This is a genomic window from Schleiferia thermophila (assembly GCF_003337435.1).
Classification (GTDB): Bacteria; Bacteroidota; Bacteroidia; order Flavobacteriales; family Schleiferiaceae; genus Schleiferia; species Schleiferia thermophila.
Map to the genome: position 1 here is coordinate 271,282 of NZ_QPJS01000002.1, position 19,306 is coordinate 290,587.

The 19,306-nt window shown below is 43.1% G+C and carries 15 protein-coding genes and 1 tRNA gene; 9 read left to right on the top strand and 7 right to left on the bottom strand.

Annotated features, from left to right (window positions below; all coding sequences use genetic code 11):
• The first annotated feature begins 25 nt into the window (after nucleotides 1-25).
• Nucleotides 26-1,732: a transcription termination factor Rho gene (gene rho, locus DES35_RS06325; protein WP_114366130.1), complete on the top strand. Its 1,707-nt coding sequence runs from the start codon at nucleotides 26-28 to the stop codon at nucleotides 1,730-1,732.
• Between the two features lie 44 nt (nucleotides 1,733-1,776).
• Here rho and DES35_RS06330 read toward each other — a convergent pair whose 3' ends face one another.
• Together DES35_RS06330 and DES35_RS06335 are read right to left on the bottom strand one after the other, a co-directional pair.
• Nucleotides 1,777-3,663, bottom strand: coding sequence for a cytochrome-c peroxidase (locus tag DES35_RS06330; RefSeq protein ID WP_170125713.1), 1,887 nt, complete (start codon nucleotides 3,661-3,663; stop codon nucleotides 1,777-1,779).
• Nucleotides 3,664-3,739: 76 nt separating this feature from the next.
• Complete coding sequence (locus DES35_RS06335) at nucleotides 3,740-5,644, bottom strand: alkaline phosphatase PhoX (RefSeq protein ID WP_114366132.1); 1,905 nt, start codon at nucleotides 5,642-5,644, stop codon at nucleotides 3,740-3,742.
• 365 nt (nucleotides 5,645-6,009) lie between these two features.
• On the opposite strand from DES35_RS06335, the gene lnt reads away from it, so the two are divergent.
• Nucleotides 6,010-7,626, top strand: a complete 1,617-nt coding sequence (gene lnt / locus DES35_RS06340; RefSeq protein ID WP_170125714.1) for an apolipoprotein N-acyltransferase — start codon at nucleotides 6,010-6,012, stop codon at nucleotides 7,624-7,626.
• 59 nt (nucleotides 7,627-7,685) lie between these two features.
• A complete protein-coding gene (locus DES35_RS06345) occupies nucleotides 7,686-8,273 on the top strand; it encodes an LON peptidase substrate-binding domain-containing protein (protein WP_051889192.1) in 588 nt (195 codons plus the stop codon).
• Between the two features lie 87 nt (nucleotides 8,274-8,360).
• Here DES35_RS06345 and DES35_RS06350 read toward each other — a convergent pair.
• Nucleotides 8,361-8,434: transfer RNA gene (locus DES35_RS06350), tRNA-Asn, on the bottom strand.
• A gap of 162 nt (nucleotides 8,435-8,596) precedes the next feature.
• Here DES35_RS06350 and DES35_RS06355 point away from each other — a divergent pair.
• Entirely contained in the window at nucleotides 8,597-9,580 is a 984-nt protein-coding gene (locus DES35_RS06355) for an ATP-binding cassette domain-containing protein (protein WP_037357250.1), read from the top strand.
• Here DES35_RS06355 and DES35_RS06360 read toward each other — a convergent pair.
• From DES35_RS06360 to porU, 4 genes are all read right to left on the bottom strand, one after another.
• Nucleotides 9,572-10,009 (bottom strand): nuclear transport factor 2 family protein, encoded by a 438-nt coding sequence (locus DES35_RS06360; protein WP_084180101.1) that lies wholly within the window; start codon nucleotides 10,007-10,009, stop codon nucleotides 9,572-9,574. The two genes, DES35_RS06355 and DES35_RS06360, sit on opposite strands and share 9 nt — an antisense overlap.
• On the bottom strand, nucleotides 9,990-10,331 hold the full coding sequence (locus DES35_RS06365) for a nucleotide pyrophosphohydrolase (RefSeq protein WP_037357254.1): 342 nt from the start codon (nucleotides 10,329-10,331) through the stop codon (nucleotides 9,990-9,992). Before DES35_RS06365 ends, DES35_RS06360 begins: the two co-directional genes overlap by 20 nt.
• Nucleotides 10,332-10,432: 101 nt before the next feature.
• Nucleotides 10,433-11,623: a type IX secretion system outer membrane channel protein PorV gene (gene porV / locus DES35_RS06370; protein ID WP_114366134.1), complete on the bottom strand. Its 1,191-nt coding sequence runs from the start codon at nucleotides 11,621-11,623 to the stop codon at nucleotides 10,433-10,435.
• A gap of 7 nt (nucleotides 11,624-11,630) precedes the next feature.
• Nucleotides 11,631-15,461 (bottom strand): type IX secretion system sortase PorU, encoded by a 3,831-nt coding sequence (porU, locus tag DES35_RS06375; protein ID WP_114366135.1) that lies wholly within the window; start codon nucleotides 15,459-15,461, stop codon nucleotides 11,631-11,633.
• A gap of 238 nt (nucleotides 15,462-15,699) precedes the next feature.
• Here porU and cyoE point away from each other — a divergent pair, with 238 nt between their 5' ends.
• From cyoE to DES35_RS06400, 5 genes are read left to right on the top strand one after another with little or no spacing between them, the layout of a single operon-like run.
• A complete protein-coding gene (gene cyoE / locus DES35_RS06380; RefSeq protein WP_244906328.1) occupies nucleotides 15,700-16,548 on the top strand; it encodes a heme o synthase in 849 nt (282 codons plus the stop codon).
• Entirely contained in the window at nucleotides 16,545-17,162 is a 618-nt protein-coding gene (locus DES35_RS06385; protein ID WP_051889193.1) for a cytochrome c oxidase subunit 3, read from the top strand. The genes cyoE and DES35_RS06385 overlap by 4 nt, the downstream gene beginning before the upstream one ends.
• 37 nt (nucleotides 17,163-17,199) lie before the next feature.
• Nucleotides 17,200-18,120 carry a cytochrome c oxidase subunit 3 gene (locus DES35_RS06390; protein WP_114366137.1) on the top strand — a complete coding sequence of 307 codons (921 nt, stop codon included), beginning with the start codon at nucleotides 17,200-17,202 and terminating at the stop codon, nucleotides 18,118-18,120.
• Between the two features lie 22 nt (nucleotides 18,121-18,142).
• On the top strand, nucleotides 18,143-18,472 hold the full coding sequence (locus tag DES35_RS06395) for a cytochrome C oxidase subunit IV family protein (RefSeq protein WP_037357264.1): 330 nt from the start codon (nucleotides 18,143-18,145) through the stop codon (nucleotides 18,470-18,472).
• 46 nt (nucleotides 18,473-18,518) lie between these two features.
• The gene (locus DES35_RS06400) at nucleotides 18,519-19,277 is read left to right on the top strand and encodes an SCO family protein (protein ID WP_051889194.1); all 759 of its coding nucleotides are present in this window, start codon (nucleotides 18,519-18,521) and stop codon (nucleotides 19,275-19,277) included.
• Nucleotides 19,278-19,306: the final 29 nt, after the last annotated feature.

Sequence of the window (19,306 nt, forward strand, 5' to 3'; positions counted from 1 at the left end):
TAGAAACTAAAACTCAAAGTTATTCATGACTTTTACCGAAGAGCGGCTCGAAGAGCTGAAACTCGTTGAATTACAACAAATAGCTGCTGCTATAGATGTGCCGAAATTCAGATATCTGCGAAAACCAGAGCTGATCAAGGCCATTTTGAGGAAGCAAATGGAATATTCAGACACCTCTGCCGATGAAGGCAATAAGCAAACAAATGAGCACAAACAAGAAGTAGGACCTGAAGCAAATGCTGAAAGGAAGAATCAAAAGGAAAAAAGACGCCGAATAGTGCGCGATGAAGATGCCGATAAACTCGTAATGGAGGGAGCTTTTGAAACTGTACTTGAAGAAGTAGATGAGAACACAAAACGCCCCGAAGATCTCATGTCTGGGGATGTATTGGGTGATAAAACGGTATCAACGTCCGAATCCATCGAAGAAAATTTTGCGGAAAACATTAATACCGATGCAGAGCAAACCTATTCTTCTTCCGAAGAACCTATCAGCAATACACCTGAAGAAGTAACTGCTGAAAAAGCCAACTTTCAGAGCTCGGACAAAAAGATACCGGATAATAAATTTACTCAGAGACATGAGCGGCAAACCCTGGGTTCTTCAGAATATGATTTCGATGGAGCTGTAATGCACGAAGGAGTGCTGGAAATTATGAGCGACGGTTACGGTTTTCTTCGCTCCAGCGACTTTAACTACCTAAACAGCCCTGATGATGTATATGTAAGCCAAGCACAGATTCGCAACCATGGACTCAAAACAGGTGATACAATACTGGGGTATGTGAAGCCTCCTAGGGAGGGGGAAAAGTATTTTCCACTGGTACGAATTGCCGAAATTAATGGAAGAAAACCAGAATTTGCACGCGACCGCATATCCTTCGAGCACCTGACTCCGTTGTTTCCTACAGAAAAATTTAATCTGACCGGAAAAAATGCGACGCTAAGTACACGGGTTATCGATCTGTTTTCTCCTATAGGCAAAGGTCAGAGAGGCCTGATCGTTGCCCAACCGAAAACCGGTAAAACCACACTTTTGAAAGAAATAGCCAATGTGATCGCTGCCAATCATCCGGAATGCTACCTGATTATACTCCTGATCGATGAGCGGCCTGAAGAGGTAACTGATATGGCCCGATCTGTCAAAGCAGAAGTGATCTCATCTACCTTCGATGAGCCGGCAGAGCGTCATACTAAGGTAGCCAATATCGTATTGGAAAAAGCCAAGCGGCTGGTCGAATGTGGACACGACGTAGTCATCTTGCTTGACTCAATTACCAGGCTGGCGCGTGCCTACAATACTGTACAGCCAGCAAGTGGAAAGGTGCTTTCGGGCGGTGTAGATGCACATGCATTGCACAAACCAAAACGGTTTTTCGGAGCTGCACGCAACATCGAAAATGGGGGTTCACTGACCATTATAGCCACTGCTCTGATCGATACCGGGTCCAAGATGGATGAGGTTATCTATGAAGAATTCAAAGGAACGGGAAATATGGAAATGCAGCTCGACCGACGCATTGCCAACCGACGTATTTGGCCAGCCATTGACTTGATGGCTAGTGGTACAAGAAGAGAAGACCTGCTCCTGGAAAAAGACGTGCTGCAGCGAATGTGGATTCTGCGCCGGCACCTGAGCGACATGACTCCGGTAGAAGCCATGGAATTCCTCCATGACCGCATCAGCCGAACCAAGGACAATGAGGAATTCCTCATCAGCATGAATGGATGATGCCACTGAATGCCACATCACTATCGGTTGGCATTCCATGCAGCCTATTCGCCCGAAAGTTTTGGCAATTTGACAACCGGTTTGGTAAGCCCTGCAGTATCAGTTAATGCTGTGATAAATGATTTAAGAGCTCTTTTTTCCTTTTCCGTAAGATGAAGTTTGTCTGTTGGCAAGGTCTGATTCGGTAAGCTGATGCCAATTCCATGTCCACCGCCGACATTGTAAAACTCAATGACTTCATCCAGAGATGTATAGATTCCATTGTGCATGTAAGGACCGGTTAAGTGAGCATTCCTCACGGTTACAGATTTGAATGCATGCAGATGAGGCTCAGCTTTGGCCAGGATGTATCTTCCGGGGTCAGGGTCTATCTGTGCATTCTTCCAGACCGGACTTTGGGGAATGCCTAACACCTCATATTCAGTATCTCTGTAAAACGGTGGGACTGTGCCGTTGAAAATCGGCGCAAAGTGGCAGGTGCCACATTTTGCTTTTCCCATAAAAAGGTTGAAACCAACCACAACCTCCCTGTCCACAGATCCCTTACCAGTCATGTATTGATCAAAAGGACTGTTGAGACTTTGCAAACTGATGAGATAAGCTTCCAGAGCGGCTATCACCATGGGAAAGTCTATTTTTTCACTTCCCAGTGCTTTTTTAAACAGCGTTCTGTATTCCTCACTGCTGTTTAACTGTCGGGTCAGCTCCAGTGCGTCTTTGTTCATTTCGTGACGGTTAAAGGTCACTTCAGTAAATTGCTGGCTTAGTGACAGGAGATGTCCATCCCATTGAAAAGCTGTTTGATACACGACATTAAGCAAGGTGGGTGTATTTCTAGACAAAGGCATTCCATCGAGTGAGAGAGCGGTTTTTAATCCGTCCGAAAATCCGCGTTGAGGCTGGTGACAACTGGCACAAGAACGCTGATTTCCATCGCTAAGGATGGGGTCATAAAACAATAGTTTCCCGAGTGAAATGAGTTCAGGTGTAGGGCTTTTATTGATTTTTTGCGGAAAAAATTCATTTATTTTAAGAAAATCATTGTAAAACATTCCTTTGCTGTGTGGATTGATCGCCGAAAGCCCTGTAATCCGGTCTTCCGGAAATTCAATTCCAAGACTTTCCTGCATGAGGGTGACTCCCCTGAAAATCGGATCAGTCACCTCAAGGATGAAGCGGGCCCGGTCGAGTGAATTAAAATCTTTGCTTTCGTTCAAAAGTCCATAACCCACCTGTACAGCATATTTTACTAAATTAAAACCCTCGCGATCGTCGTATAGCACTCCATCGTACATTGCTGTTATTTCCTCAATTGCGTTGAGGGTTGATTTTGCTTCGTTGAGGGCATCGAGTGTTACCGGACAGTCAAACCCCGTAATTCCCATTGTTGCCAGTCTCACAGAGGCCATCCGAAGACAGTGAAAAACCATCCAGTCGTAATGATTTTGTTTCATTACATAACTTCTGGTTTCGGAAATAAAATGTTTGAGTTTACTGATTTTTTTGAGAATAAAATCTCGTTGTTCATGTGGTTCTTCACCAAAGAGCACTTCTTCAAGTACCTGAAAGCCTTCGGGATCGGATACCGCTGACATAGTTTTTTCATATTCGACTTTGGGAAGATTAGGGCCATTGATCCATACGGCATTGAACGGATCCACTGTAGCAGTAATTACTTCCAGTTTTTTGTATACATATCTGGATTTTTTGAATTGCTTTCTGGCATACGTCAGAGATTTTTTATTGTTGAGGTTTCGGCAGGCAACTTCCAAATATTCGATTTGTCTTTCGAGCTGATTGAAATGTTCATTCAGCCAGTCGTTCAGATTCTCGTTTATGTATGAATCCCAGTAGTCCGGGGTCGTATGACGAAAGTGCCCTACTGTGAAGGCGAGTATACAAATTAAAAAGAGTAGTAGAGTTTTTTTCATCTTCAATAGCATTTTCATGAAAGAAAGGCCTTTGACCAAAGGGATCAAAGGCCTGTGAATTATTTAAAAAACTTTGTTATTGAAGTAACTGAATTTTGTGTGTGGAGCCGTCTTTAAGTCTGAGGATATACATACCTGCCTTAAGACCGTGCAGATTGATGGCAGACATATTTTCGCGTTTCATCACCATTCGGCCGGTAGCATCATACAGTTCAAAATCCACAATCTTGTTGAAGTGTACGGCATTAAACGTAGGATTGGGATGCAGGCGGAAGGGGGCTTCGTCGCTTTCAATTTCAGGAATGTTGATGGTTCCGGTATTTTTAAATCCTGTAATGGCAATGGTAGTTGCTCTCTGATAGGGATAAACATTTCCGATCGGAGAGGTTGCCTGATCATTGGCCAGAGAGCCACCGGTACCATCAGGGTGTTGATTGTTGATAAAAAGCGTTGACCCATCTGGAGTGAAAACGCCTCCGGTGAGCTCAGCATCGCGTGTCCCTGTCATCAGGAAAAGTAGATTTGCCGGAGTGGGATTTGGAATGTCAAGGTCGAGAAGGAATGCCTTTGGGATTTCATAAGGAAAAGCTCCTACAAAATCCGGCACAATTCTACCCAGGTCGGTAGCAATATTGTCCTCTTGCAAGAGTAAATAGCGCTTATTGCCAAATTGGACAAATTCGATTCCATCAACGGAGTTAAACACAAATCGGCTTTCAGATGGTTTTCCGGGAACTTCAGGACCTCCGAGCAAGTGAGGTTTCACAGATGGCTCATTTGTCAAGGCATCCTCCAATACCAACACAGCACCAAATGGGTGATGACAAGTAGAATCAGTGGGGATAAAGAAATTGTTGTCTATCCAGTGTTTGGGTATAGTGGCTCCATTTTGCATAGGAAGTCGCATGGATTGATAGTTGCGACCTGTTTCTGCGAGATAAACTTTTCCTGTGGTTGGGTCTACTTCAGTCCATTCAATTCTCTGGAAGGCTGTGGCGCCCATGCGTGTAGCAATTTCGGGAGCTTTAATCAAAGAATCAATATGACGGGGAATTTGCAGCCATTGACCTTTGTATGAGCCCGGGTTTTGCTTAAACACATACAGATTTCCCTTGGAATAGTCTCCTGCAGAATCGGCTACATATTTCCAGATAAAGGCTCCGTGAGGCAAAGCAGCAGAGGGGACGAAGTCATTGCCGTGAATCAGTGTTCTATTGTCTGGTAAAGCAATGGTACCTTCAAAGGACATTCTGCCGGCGTGGTATAGCTTACGAACAGCTTTTCTGGTAGAGGGGTCAATCATGGTAAGCCAGCCAAAGTTTTGCCAGGCTTTAATGGTCTGTCCGCCGAATTCAGGTACATTAGTAGGAATTACAAAATTTCCTTGTCCGTCGTATCCATTGGTGGTGGCTGCCGTATCATGCCAGTTTCTGATTTGCATGTTGGATCTGTAGTTTGCAAAAATTTCTTCGCCAGTCAGAACCATTCCATTTGGAAGCAGGGCACCTCCACAGTTGGTGGTAGTCCAGCCAACGGGAGAGAAGTCCACTGCCCAGCAGGTATCTCCACTCGCTGTACGTGTCTGGTCGATCATCCACCCGTTCTGAGGATCTTTGATGACGGGTACGATGGATACTGCACCACCAAAACCCAACTGAGGTCTTTCGTCTTTTATCACCCGACGTTCGTGGTTGATGACCAATGTCCCTTTTGTGTTTGGACTTGAAGGATCGGGGATGTAGGCCATAAAGTCGTGTTCTCTTGGTGCTGGTACTGTGGCTGTCACGCCATCCGCTCGCTCAACTTTTACAAAGTTGGAACCTTCGCGGAATATTACTTTGGCATTCAGACCTGCACCTATACGCACCTGCACTGATCCGGCTGTATCAATGCCTTGCAGTGGGGTAAAAGGCTGAAAATTTTGGGCTGTACCCTGCAGCCAGGCCATTGCAACGGCCGTAATGAATAATGCTTTTTTCATTTGAGGTAGATTTTACGCTGCAAAGGACCTGAACCGCTATTAAGCAAATTTTAATCGGATTTTAACTTTCATTGAAAAAATTATTAAGCATCGAAACATTTCATTAAAATCGGGTCCGTTTCAGTATTTACAGTTTCAATTAATTTTTAAAAGGTACAGAAAATCAATGCGTTGTGTTTTAAAAGCAGCTGGAGATGACATCACATTTTCTTAACTTACAAAAAAATCCATTCTAGCTGATTTAGAGTACCATGAAGGGGTTTTTGGTGGAAATAGGTGTGATTCAAACGAGTTGAATGTTGGAAAAGCTTAACAGGAGATTATCTATCAGCCATTTACATTTGGTCGCACAAGGATGCAATGCAATGAATACGGTAAACAAATACTGGCCCTTGGTGGCTACTCCTGCACTGTTGTGGGCTTCCTGGCCTGACAAGGGGTTCCCGCTGCTGGCTCTTGTGGCATTTGTGCCATTGTTATCGATGTTTGAACATCTCTCTGATGTTCACATGAAGAAAAGACGCGGGCTGAGAGTTTGGTTTTTTTGCTATTTGACTTTTGCATTGTTTAACCTTTTTGTGACCAGTTGGATTTGGAATGCTCACTGGAGCGGTGTGTTAGCTGTGTGTACCTTCAATGCTGCACTGATGGCACTGGTTTTCCTGATGGCTCATAAGGTGAGGGTGGTTTTAGGGCATAAAAGAGGCTGGATTGCTTTGGTGGCGTTCTGGTTGGCCTTTGAAAATTTTCATCAGGACTGGGAGATGAGTTGGCCATGGCTCACTCTGGGCAATGCATTTGCTCATTATCCTCAGTGGGTTCAGTGGTATGAATACACTAGTGTATCCGGAGGTACTCTTTGGATTTTAATCGTAAATATTTTGATATACAACACCTTGAAAAAATACCTTGAAAAATCAGAACCTTTTTCAAAAATGGCTTTCCGGTATATTGGCATAGTGCTCTGGGTGACCCTGCCAATCGCCTTTAGCCTTTTTCGATACAACAGATATGTTGATAATCCCGCAGACAGTACCGAAGTGGTAATTGTGCAGCCCAATTTTGACGCATATACGGAAAAATTTGATATTCCACAAACCTTTCAAATTCAAAAATTCATTTCGCTGGCTGAAACGGTGATGGATATGAACACGGAGCTCGTCATTGGTCCTGAGACCATGCTGCCGGAATTGATCGAGGAGTCAGCCGCGGGCTACCATCCTGACTATCAAATGTTGTTTGCCTTCAAAGAAAACTATCCGCGTCTGAATCTTTTGCTCGGAGCATCTACCTATCAGAGCTATGTAGATCCGGCCAAAGTAACGCCTACCGCAAGAAAATATGCCAATGCCGAGGCATGGTTTGATGTCTACAATGCCGCAGCTTATTTCAGTACGGATGCACAACCTGAATTTTATCACAAGTCTAAGTTGGTTGTGGGGGTGGAGCATTTTCCTTTTTCCACGGTACTCAAGCCACTTTTGGGCAGAGCTGTAGGCGATTTTGGAGGTACTACCGGAACTCATGGGATTCAGAAAGAGCGCACGGTATTTTTTCACTCCGTCACTGGCCACGGCACCTCTGCAATTATATGTTTTGAATCCGTTTTTCCGGAATTTGTCAGCAAGTTTGTTCGCAATGGGGCTGATTTTCTTTGCATCATTACCAACGATGATTGGTGGGGAAATACCGCAGGCCATCGCCAGCACCTTCACTATGCCAGGCTACGAGCAGTGGAAAATCGACGCTGGATAGCCCGAAGTGCCAATACAGGCATCTCTGCAGTTATCAATGCAAGGGGGGATATTCTGCAGTCAATACCCTATAAACAAGAAGGAGCCCTTCGTGCCGAAATACCGATATTGAAAGAGAAAACTTTTTTCACCTCTTCAGGCGACATTATTTCCAGGCTTGCCTGGTTTATTGGAGTTTTTCTCGCGTTGTATACCGTAGCTTTTCGGCTAAGGAAGAAAAAACTTTGAACGTTCATTTATTGAACCAAGGTAAAGCTCTTTTGTTACTGCAATAAATCGTTGATTTGATGTATCAAAAAATCAGGCTGTTTCCGTTGAGATTGTTTCTTCTGCCGGGCGAAACAGCAGAGCTGCACATCTTTGAAGAGCGCTATAAGCAACTGCTAAAAGATGTAATGCGGGAAGAACGTCAGTTTGGGATAGTGCTTGCCAGCCCAATAAACACCAGAAATATGGGTTCAATGGTAGAAATCATCGACATTACAAAAGAATATCCCAATGGTGAAGCTGATGTGATCGTCAAGTGTAAGGAGTTGTTTGTGTTGAAGAAATTTTTTACCGAGTTTGAAGTCGGAAAAAGCTATGCAGGAGCCATTGTTGAAGATTTTTCCTTTAAAGATTTTTTGTGTCCAGATGTTTTGATTACAGAGTTTATTGAGTATAACTATATTAGGGAAGAGACAAAAATTCTTTCCGATAGATTAACTATTAATCAGTTGGCTTTGAAATTACCAATGAGCGAAGCCGAAAAGATTGAGTTTCTGAAATGCGAGACTTTTGAACAAAAAGTAGGATTTCTCAAAAGTTTTATTCGGTTTCTTTCAATATTAGAAGAACAGGAAAAGAGGACATATTTTTCCTTGTACCTCAACTAGTAGCGTTTGGGATTGCAATACTCTGCCTAAAGAAATGAAATTTGCTTAAAAAAAAAGATTGCCAGTTGGCAATCCTTTTATCTGTAGCTCCCCCTCCAGGGCTTGAACCTGGGACCCCCTGATTAACAGTCAGGTGCTCTAACCAACTGAGCTAAGGAGGAATGTTTTTTGTTTTTCGGGCTGCAAATGTATGTGAGTTTTACATACATTTACAAGACCTGGGCAAAAAATTTATTCTTCAAAAAAATAAAAACAGTCTTTTATCAATTTCCTCTAAGGAATGAAATTGCACTACTCACATTTGTCACAAATATCAGATGGATATGGAAGTTGTGCTTCGAGGGATTACCTTTGGTTATCAGCCTGAACGATTACTTTTTGACGGATTAAATGCAGAATTTGAAAGCAATAAGACACATGTGCTTCTTGGTAAAAGCGGCAGTGGAAAATCCACTTTACTAAAAATACTCTCCGGAGATCTCAACCCACAAGCAGGAACCATCAGCAGTGATGGACAACCCTGGCATCAATCCGAAGACAGCGTTCTACCTGGATACCGACATGTAGCATTTCTGAATCAGGAATTTGATCTTCTTCCTTTTTGTACCACAAAAGAAAACATACGTAGAAGGTTGAGTGGTTACAGCCCGGAAGAAGAGGAGGAAATCATCAGGGATGTGTCCATAAAGCTCGATATCAAAAACATTTTGAACCGCCGTGCCACTGATATCTCAGGTGGTCAAAAGCAACGGGTAGCTTTTGCAGCAGCCCTAGCTAGAAGGCCTAAAATCCTTTTATTGGATGAGCCCCTGAGTAATCAGGATTTTGAAAATGCTGAAAACATAAAAGATATATTACAATATTTACGTGGTCGTAAAACTTTGATCATTACGGCTCACGAAGAAAGCGAAGCACTGGGAAGGGCAGATGCTATACATATCCTGGACAATGGATGTATCCTGCAGAAAGACACCCCGGAAAGATTGTTTGAACATCCAAAAAATGAATTATGTGCTTCTCTGCTGGGATATTACAACAAATTGCCCAAAGACTGGATTGAAATTAACTTTAAAGTACAAATACCTGAAAACGGAGACGAATACTTGTTTACCCGCCCACATCATTGGGTATTAAACAAGACGTTTGGCCTGCCTTGCCATATCATGCGTAGTGAGTACCAGGGCATGTATCACATGGTGTTGGTTGAGGTGGATAGTTTTTATCTTTATGTCTTTTATCCAGGCACCCGATTTGAACCTCAAGACCGATGGAAGGTAGCTTATCAGGGTTTTAAAAGATCATTGTGAAGGTTGAAATCGCTCTGATTTTCTGTAAATTAAGACCCAACCTTTGCTCGTTTTCAGATAGTGCTCCTCATATATAAGCGGGATGCTCAGTTCATTGCCTCTGAGCGTAACATCGAAACTTCCTTTGCCTTTTACAATTGCATTTCTCCTACTTTTTCGTATGGTGCTGTTTTCTATTGACACATTTCGGTAAATCAATATACCATCTTGGATGTTTTGGAGGATTTCGTCTTTAGTTTCAATCCAGCCATTGGAGTGAATGTATCGTACATCTTGGTGCAACAGCATGGCCAATGAGTCTGTCTGTCGCTCTTCCATCCACCTAAACTTGGCCAGATGCAGGTATTCAACCGGGAGGTCGACCTGCGCAAAAGCAGTTACCGGCAAGTAAACAACTATAAGTAGGAATTTAATGCCTGAGCTTTTCATTGCTGTGATGACGATGGTGGTCTCTTTGTGTTTTTTTGTCCATTCTTCTTTCGAAAGCAGCCTGAAGGTCAGTTTCGGTCTGATTGGCAAGGCACAGCACCACAAAGAGTACATCGGCAAGCTCTTCGCCTAAGTCTTTTTGCTTGTCGGATTCTTTTTCGCTTTGCTCGCCATATCTGCGGGCAATGATTCGTGCAACCTCACCTACTTCCTCGGTCAGCTGAGCCAAATTGGTCAACTCATTAAAATATCGGACTCCGTGAGTCTGAATCCATTGGTCCACAACCTTTTGCAGGTGTGTGATGGGTTTGTCTTGCTGCATTTGTATTGAAAAATTTTATTGGACTGCATGCCTTTGGAAACCATCGGTGAGGAGAGCTATTCGATAACCACATTGGTTACCTCCACACGAGAATCGCTCATTTATTTCTTTTTTGTATTGAAATTAAACGCCAATGAAAATCTAAGTGTATTTTCAAGCGGGCTTCGTACAATGGCTGATTGCGGAATCAGATATGAAAAATCAAAAGAAAGAGCTGAGTATCGGATACCAAGACCGATAGTAAAATACTTTCTCCCTCCCTTTGATTCATGTTCAAACTGGTATCCTCCTCGTATAGCAAACGTATTGTCGTAGACAAATTCTACTCCAGTATTGAGGATAAATTCTCTCAATTCTTCACTGAATCCTCCAGGTGCGTCGTTAAACGATTGGAATATGCCTCTGATTACGCTTACATCGTCGTCTTTGCCAGCGATGATGCTGTCGTTTATATCTCGTATGGGAGGTGTGGGTACAAGTAATTTGTTAACCTCCAGGTGAAAGCGAAGCTCATTGTACTGGTCCAGACTCCAGAGAAATCCACCTCCCAGGCGCATATTGGTGGGGATAAAATCAGCTCTGCCGGTTTCGGTGTAGCGTATTTTATTTCCTATGTTGGAAATGTTAAATCCAGCCGTGAAGCGTCCGGATTGTCCTCCTTCCATCGGAATTTCATTGCCGATGTAGTACGCTGAAATGTCAGCGGAAAAGGCTTGTCCGGCTTGGGTCTGAATGCCACCTACTAGTTGCTGACCCTGGGTGAGATTGGAATAAATATATCGAAGTGCTATGGCTCCTGACAGGTTCTCACTGAATTTCAGAGAGTATCCGGCATCGATGGCAAATTCATTGGGCTCTGCAAGAAAGAGGTTGTTGTTTTGGTCGTCTGTAAATTGGATTTCTCCAAGCGTAAAATATCTGAAACCTATTCCAAATGCCTGGGTCGGGCTGATTTTTTGGTTGTAAGTGACGTAGGTCATGTTGATATCGGGTACCAATCTGCTTAGCAACGGATTGTAAGAGACGCTCAGAATCTGGTCGTTGTCTTCCAGAAAAGCGAGTTTAGCCGGGTTCCAGTACATTGAAAAGGGATCAACAGTGGTGGATACACCCACATCGCCCATAGCTCCGCTGCGCGAATCTGGTGAAATGATCAGAAAGGGTACGCTGGTAGTCACTACTCTGCGGTCAAAACCCTGGGGGCGCGGTTGCTGAGCTACAGCCTGAAACACCCCTAAAGCAGCGACTAAAAGCGGTAGAGGATTTGAAAAAAATTTAATTGTGTTTTTCATATTGCCACTAACGGAGAATAACCAGTTTTTCGTATTGTTCGGCCTTGCTATCATCTAATGCTGAACGTACTTTCAGGCGGTAAATATAGACACCTTTACCGATTTTATCTCCAAAATCGTCTAATCCATCCCAACTAATATCTGTAACTCTGGTACCGGGGGATTGAATGAATTGATGAATGGTTTTGACCAGTCTGCCGGCCACTGTGTAAATTTGAATGGTGATTTCCAGCGGATGATTAGGTCTGTTGTGTTCAAATTGAAACCGGGTGTTGGTGGTAAAAGGATTGGGATAGTTGAGAAGATGCCGAATCACCATTTCATTGTCTGAAGCGACTATAAACTCGGTAAATGCTGTATTTGGGTTGTTGTAGGTGTCCCAGGCTCTTAACGATAGGGTATAATGGCCTTCCTGGAGGTTGAAAAATGGATAGCGCACCACACCGCTCTTAAATGTATTCAGGTCTGCTTTGTAGTATTCGTTCAAGACAATGGGTTGGTCTTCACGACCATTGAGTATAGCTACTATATCGCGGCCTATGCTGTTGCCTAAGGCATTGATGCCTGATGAATCGGAGAGTTTGGCTATCAAAATCGGGTTGGGGCCAGTAAGACCGCCCATCACAAAGTTTTCATCGTTTAGGAAAAGCCTGATTTCAGGGCCTTCACGGTCTTCGGGGGCATTCTCGTTCAATCCACCGATAATGGCCTGATCAAAATAGCCTATTGCTTCGTTGACTTCACTAAACGAATACAAGCTGAAGCGCCCGGTACCGAAACTTAAATTGATGTCTTTTGGAACGATGAATTCGGCCGAGTACAATCCGTTATGCACACTGGCCCTTCCCCGGTATATCATGGAGTTCTGTGTTTCAAATTCAAAGGGAAGACCCACTCCGTCATTGACCAGTGTTACTCTTTTGGTAGGTTTGTCAAAGACCCGTATTTCTGATTCTCCATTGAAATGCTGCATCAACTGATGGTTTTCATCAGTGATCCGCGCATGTACCTTGACGCGATCCAGTGCTTTAAGGGTGTCTGAAAATTGCTGAATTTCAATGTCGTTGATTTTGGTCAGTTCAGTAGTATTGATGGGAATAGGTAGGCGCAGTGCCGGATCACCAAGGAAGGAAAATCGGAGTCTATCGCTGTTGCCACTGCCGTTTTTGGCATACATTGTTACCATACCTAATGGTATATAGCCACCTGCGTCTTTAGTAAAGATGGTGTCAAATATTTGCTCATTGAGTTGTATTCCGGTAAAAGCTCCCACAGCTCGGGTAGTGGAAATTAAGGCTATACCAGCACCATTCGGATGTGTGAGTACACGCTCACCGGCTGATACGCGCCAGACTTCATCAAAGCGGGAAAATTCGCAGGTAATAGTGACAAACAGAGGCATATTGTCCATATTGTTCCAGGCTTCGATGTCTTCGATGCGCAGGTATTGCTCATAGCCCCATCCTACTTCACCTCCATGCCCGATGTAGTTGGTAATCAGATTGCCTCTTTGTACACTTCGAAAGATGTCTTCTCTGGCCTCAGGATAGAGTTGGGTGCCACTGGTAGAAATTTGCACATAGGCATCGGCGTAGATTTTCTGGTGATTGAAAAAGGGATATTTATTTTTGATTTTACTGGCTATTCTTTCGGATGCTTCCATGAAGGATCTTTCCCAGGCGGCATCCACATCGTCAGTGACCCATAGCAGGTTGCTCCTCCAGCTGCCTTTTGCATTGGGGGAGGTTTCATAATGGATGATCTTGTTGACGACGGTCATGGCCTCTGCGGGGGATCTGACCGTCAGGCGGCCAATGGCTATGTCCAGATTTCCGGCCATCAAATTTCCCCCTTCACCAGCGTCGAGCTGTCCATAGAAATCGTCGGTAACAAACGAAGTATAAAGATTAAATGAGGCTACGGATTGATAAGCGGGGACAAAGTTGGTATTGTTGCTGAGCACATCTCTGTAGTCGTAGGAGGCTGTTCCCATTAGGGTTACATATCTCAAGCCCTGTCCGGCAGGGGCTTTTGTGAATTGATGCCGAAGAAAATCCCTGATTGCTGCAATATCTTGAATTCCTGAACTGTATTCATTATAGATTTGCTCAGTAGTCACTACCAGTGTAGAATATCCATTTTGATTTTTTCTGTAGTCGGCCAGTTTTTGGGCAGCATTGAGAAAGGTCGGATGAGTGATGACAATGTATGTGTGAGCCGGTATGGCATGAAGATTCTGATTTTCGACCTGTCCGACAAATTCAGGAGTGGGGAAGTTGGAGCCGGTAAAGGCGATAAATTCTCTGAGGGTATCGGTATGCTGTAGTGTTTGCCATGTATTTCCGGAAAGTGTTCCGGAGAGACTGTGATAATTAGCGGGATGGGTGACATCCCACACCTGTAGACTGGATGAGGAGTTTTGTATCTGAAATCGCGTAATAGTACCTGAACCTACAGTTCTGGAGTCTCTGAACAATAGTTGATTACCATCCATAGTCAAGAGCCTTCGTCCATGTATTCGTATCCAGTCTAGCCATGCTGTAGCACCTGGATTGACGGTGTTGTTGAAAACAAGATTTAGGGAAATAGCACCTGAACCAGGTGTAAAACTACCCGATTGGAGTGCAGAGGTATATCTGTCAGAAAAATCACCTTGGGCTACTGGCGGGAAGTTGAGCTGCAGTATAGGCTGATTGCCTATTCTTGCTTCCATAAAAGTGCCGCCTACAGTAGAGCGAGCAATGGCTCTGACAGTAGCTGTAAAGGGTTCTCCAGGTACCGGATTTGGAAAAGTAAACGAATACAAATACGAAAGCCTGAAGTCAAACACATCTCCAAACCACTGACGTCCGGTTCGCAGCATGTTGAACTTGCTTTCCTCCAAAAATGCATAATCGTCAAATGAAACGCATATGCCCGTCTGAGTGCCAGTGGCTTCGGGTCTTTGGGTTATGCGGAGTGCTCCGGGCTGGTCTAGACGAATGAAATAAACCCCCTTATCGGCATACCAATGATGCACATGCTGAAAGGTGCCTGTGGTAGTGTTGAACTCCCACCGGTGTGCATTTCTGGCAAAGAACAGAATGTAATCATTTCCATTGAAAATACCATCTCCATTGGCATCTACTGCCAGGACGGCATTTTCGATAAGGTCGTCAGTCTTCCGTGCGCCGGCTACTTCCGGAAGTAATCCCTCGGCATTGCCATATACTGCTATTTCGTTGATTCGTATTTCTCCCTGGATGCCATTAGATGCCAGATACTGGGGCGTGAGTTTGTAGATTCCATCTCTTTCCACCCGGACTTTTATCCATCGGCCTGATGATAATACTGAGGAGCTTTTAAACTGAGCTATGCGTTTTCTGTCCAGGTTTTTTGAAATGTTTTTGAGTTGGATTTCGCATAAGCCGTTTGTAAGGAGATAGATTTTTCCGTTGTCTTCTCGGAGCAAGGGCAGTTGAATTTCTACAGTGTAGCCGTTTGACTTTTGAATTTTGGCATATCTGGGTTTGAGTACAAGGTCTTGCTCATTGGGAATGAATGCATCAATTTGCGATGTGACCTCTCTCCAGGTAGTCTGATTTAAAAAGATGGTATCAATTTCTTCATCGGCTCCAATGCTTTTGCTGATGTGAAAGTAGGGAACCCTGTATTCATCAAATCGTACTGCCTCATGATCTGCTACCGGAATTCTCATCAAAAGACTATCGCCTATATAATCATTTTTGATTGTCCAGTCAGTGGAAATTTCTATTTGAAATCCCCGCTGGGCATGCAATGAAATGCTAACTGCTATGAAGAGGTAAAACGCAAGGAACTTACTGACGAGATTCTTCATCAATTTCACTTAACGATAAAATGTTTTAAAAAAGTACAAAGTGCATAAAGAGCAAAGGTACAGATACGATCCCTTTGGTTTAGCCGCTGGCTTAACAGACTTTAAAAAATTCAAAAAACTGTGTTTTACAATCAATTGTAAAACAAGGTAAGCTGGTTAATTGTACTAATTTTGCATGGGTTTTTATAGCATGTATTCTTATCTGAGTTCATATTTTACAGTTTCGAAATGGAGGGATTTGTTGGTTTTAGGTAAAGCAAGACTGTCCTTCAGTGTTGTTTTTTCAGCGGGAGCAGGATATTTGATTGCTACAGAAGCATTTCAACTGACCCAATTTTTATATCTTATCGCTGGGGGCATTGCCATCACTATGGCTGCCAATGCTTTTAATCAAATCATCGAAAAAGATATCGATGCCAAAATGTCCCGCACAGCCAATCGTCCATTGCCTGCAGGTCGGCTTTCTGTATCTGAGTCTTTTATGACAGCCGCAATATTAACATTGATTGGAGCTATCTTGCTCATTAAGGTCAATGCTCTCACAGCGGCTTTTGGCTTTATATCATTGATTGTATATGTATTGCTGTACACGCCCCTGAAAGCCATTACCCCTTTTTCGGTATTTGTAGGGGCTATACCAGGTGCTATGCCTTTTATGCTTGGATGGGTGGGCGCTACGGGGCGTTTTGGCATAGAGCCAGGAACTCTGTTTGCTGTTCAATTTCTATGGCAGTTTGCACATTTTTGGGCCATTGCGTGGATTCTATTTGAGGACTACAAAAAGGTTAATTATCATCTGTTGCCTACCGACCAGCCTAACGAAAAAGCATCCTTTCAAATCGTACTGTATTCTGCTGCCTCTGTAGTAACAGCGCTTTTACCGGCATTTGGCATTACGGGGTCTCTTCATCTATCGCTCTGGTCAGCACTACTGGTGTTGTTGATTGGTCTTTACTTTGTCCGTTCAGCTCTTATTTTACATAAGAATCCTTCAGTCTTTCACGCTCGGTTGGTTATGAGAACGAGTATTATTTATCTTACTCTAATTCAGATGATCTATGTATTGGACAAATTTTCATTCCAATGAACAGAGAAAATAATTCCATATCCGAAGTAAGGGACGAAAAACAACTTCTCAAAGCTCAAAGAAAGAGAGCAGCCAAGCCGCTTCTTTGGGTGTCCATGGCCAGTATATTTATGGCTTTTGCTGGACTGGTTAGCGGATACATCGTCAGCCGCGGATTTCTGATTGAAAACAACCAATGGGTGGAGTTTGAGCTTCCGGCTCAGTTTATTTACAGCACGTTGATAATACTTGCTTCTTCAGTGGTTTTGGGAATTGGACAATACAAAGCTCACAAGGACATCCGTATCGCAGGGTATCTCATGCTGAGTGCTCTTGTGATGGGAGCATTGTTTTGCTATATGCAAGTAGCTGCTTATCAAAATCTGATAAGCCGTAGTATTTTCTTCACCGGGCCGGGTTCGTTTACTGCCGGCAGTTGGATCTATGCCATTTCTTTTATTCACCTACTGCATATTGTAGGGGGGCTAATAGCCTTGAGCGTAGCAACAATCAAAGCGGTAAATGCCAAATATTCTGAGACCGACCACCTGGGCTATTCATTAGCAGCTGTTTTTTGGCACTTTTTAGGATTCGTCTGGATATTTTTGTATGCCTTTCTGACTTTTTATCGCTAAAATTGCACGCAAAAATTGATCACTGGTAATAACGACTATGGCTACACAAACGATTACATCCGAGCAAAATAAAAATGTATGGGGAGGGGGCAATGAGCCTTTTGGTGCCAGCTATGGAAAATTGATGATGTGGTTTTTCCTCCTTTCTGATGCCTTGACTTTCTCGGGATTTCTTACGGCTTATGGATTGATAAGATTCAGATTTTCAGATGTATGGCCGGTTCCGGAAAGTGTTTTTACTCACTTTCCAGGTCTTGAAGGCGACCATCCATTGCTGTATGTAGCTCTTATGACTTTTATATTGATTATGAGCTCTGTGACCATGGTGCTAGCAGTAAATGCTGGTCATCACATGAAAAAAGACAAAGTAACCCTGTGGTTGCTTCTGACGATCGTCGGTGGATTCATCTTTCTTGGTTCACAAGCATGGGAATGGTACCATTTTATAAAGGGAGAACATGGATCTGTAAAAGTAGAGAACCATGTATACTATATAGCCGATGAAAATGGTCACAGGGTTTCGCTTGCTCAGCTCGTTCACGGCATTGAACACGCACATCACGGAGATCACCATGAAAAATTTACCGATTCTCAGGTAATATCAGCTTTCCTAGCCAATAAAGATATGCGGCTTAAAGATCCGGGTAAGGTTGGAAAAACATATTCACGGTCAGAGTCTGAATCCCTTATTAAAAAATCCAGTGTAGTACAGGGTGCTAATCTTAAGGAAAATGAATATGGTCATACTCTGTTTGCCAACTTTTTCTTTTTCATCACTGGATTCCATGGTTTCCACGTTTTTTCTGGAGTAGTGATCAATATTGTCATATTTGCCAATGTGTTATTGGGTACCTATGAAAGAAGAGGTCACTATGAAATGGTGGAAAAGGTGGGTTTGTACTGGCACTTTGTGGATTTGGTTTGGGTGTTTGTATTTACATTTTTCTATCTTGTTTAACATTATAAATTACTATTGATATATGGCTCACGTGCATGACGAAAAGAAAATGGTAAAAACCATTTGGATAGTATTTTTCATCTTGCTCATAGTTACAGCAGTAGAAGTAATTCTTGGAATTATTCATCCTGAACCCTTGATGGTAGAGGTAATGGGAACCAGGCTGCTAAACCATATTTTTATCGTACTTACTTTGTTGAAGGCATATTATATTGTTGCATATTTTATGCATGTGAAATATGAGAGGAAAAATCTGATATGGACGCTGACATTACCTACTCTAATTTTGATTCCCTATCTGACTTTCATCGTACTGACGGAGGGTTCTTATATGTATAAAATCGGATTTTAAACATACGTTTCCAGAATTTGTTCTGTATGCAGGAGATCTGATAATGATGAAAAACAATTTAGGACGGGCATTATTGGTATCTATACTTCTAATGCCCGTTTTGATTTATTTAATTTTCGTTTACTCTTCGAGAGAGGTATTTTTTAATACCCTTGATTATGTCGGGCCTCCAACCGTATTGGAGCGGACCGACGAGGCTGGTAATGTCCACTATGACACAATTCGCTACGCGGTGCCTCACTTCAGGGCCATATCCCATACAGGTACGATTGTCACCGACGATTCGCTGAAGGGTAAAATTACAGTCATCAATTTCTTTTTTACGAATTGCCCCAGCATCTGTGGTCCCATGAATTTCCATGTGAAAGAACGAATTTTCGATAGATTCAACGGATTTGAAAATTTTCAGATACTTTCCTTTACTGTAGACCCTGAGAGAGACTCTGTCGAAGCGCTCAAAGCATATGCTAAAAGTATCGGTGCAAATACAGTAAACGGAAGAACTGTATGGAATTTTCTGACTGCTGAAAAGGATAGGATCTATAAGCTAGCCGAAGCCCTGTTTCTCAATGCAAGCGAAGATGAAACTGCTCCTGGAGGATATCTGCATTCAGAATTACTTGTATTGGTAGACTGGGAAGGAAGGCTACGGTCCAGGCGCGATGACTATGGTAATATTATCGGAGCGTATAGTAGCCTTGACCAGATGGCATTGAAGGATCTACAAGAAGACATCTCTGTTCTGATTGCCGAATACGAAAAAAATGAATCTTTAAAGCGCAAGAAAAGCAAAAAATCTAATTAGAATGGGTGTGGGTATCAAAAAAAACGATA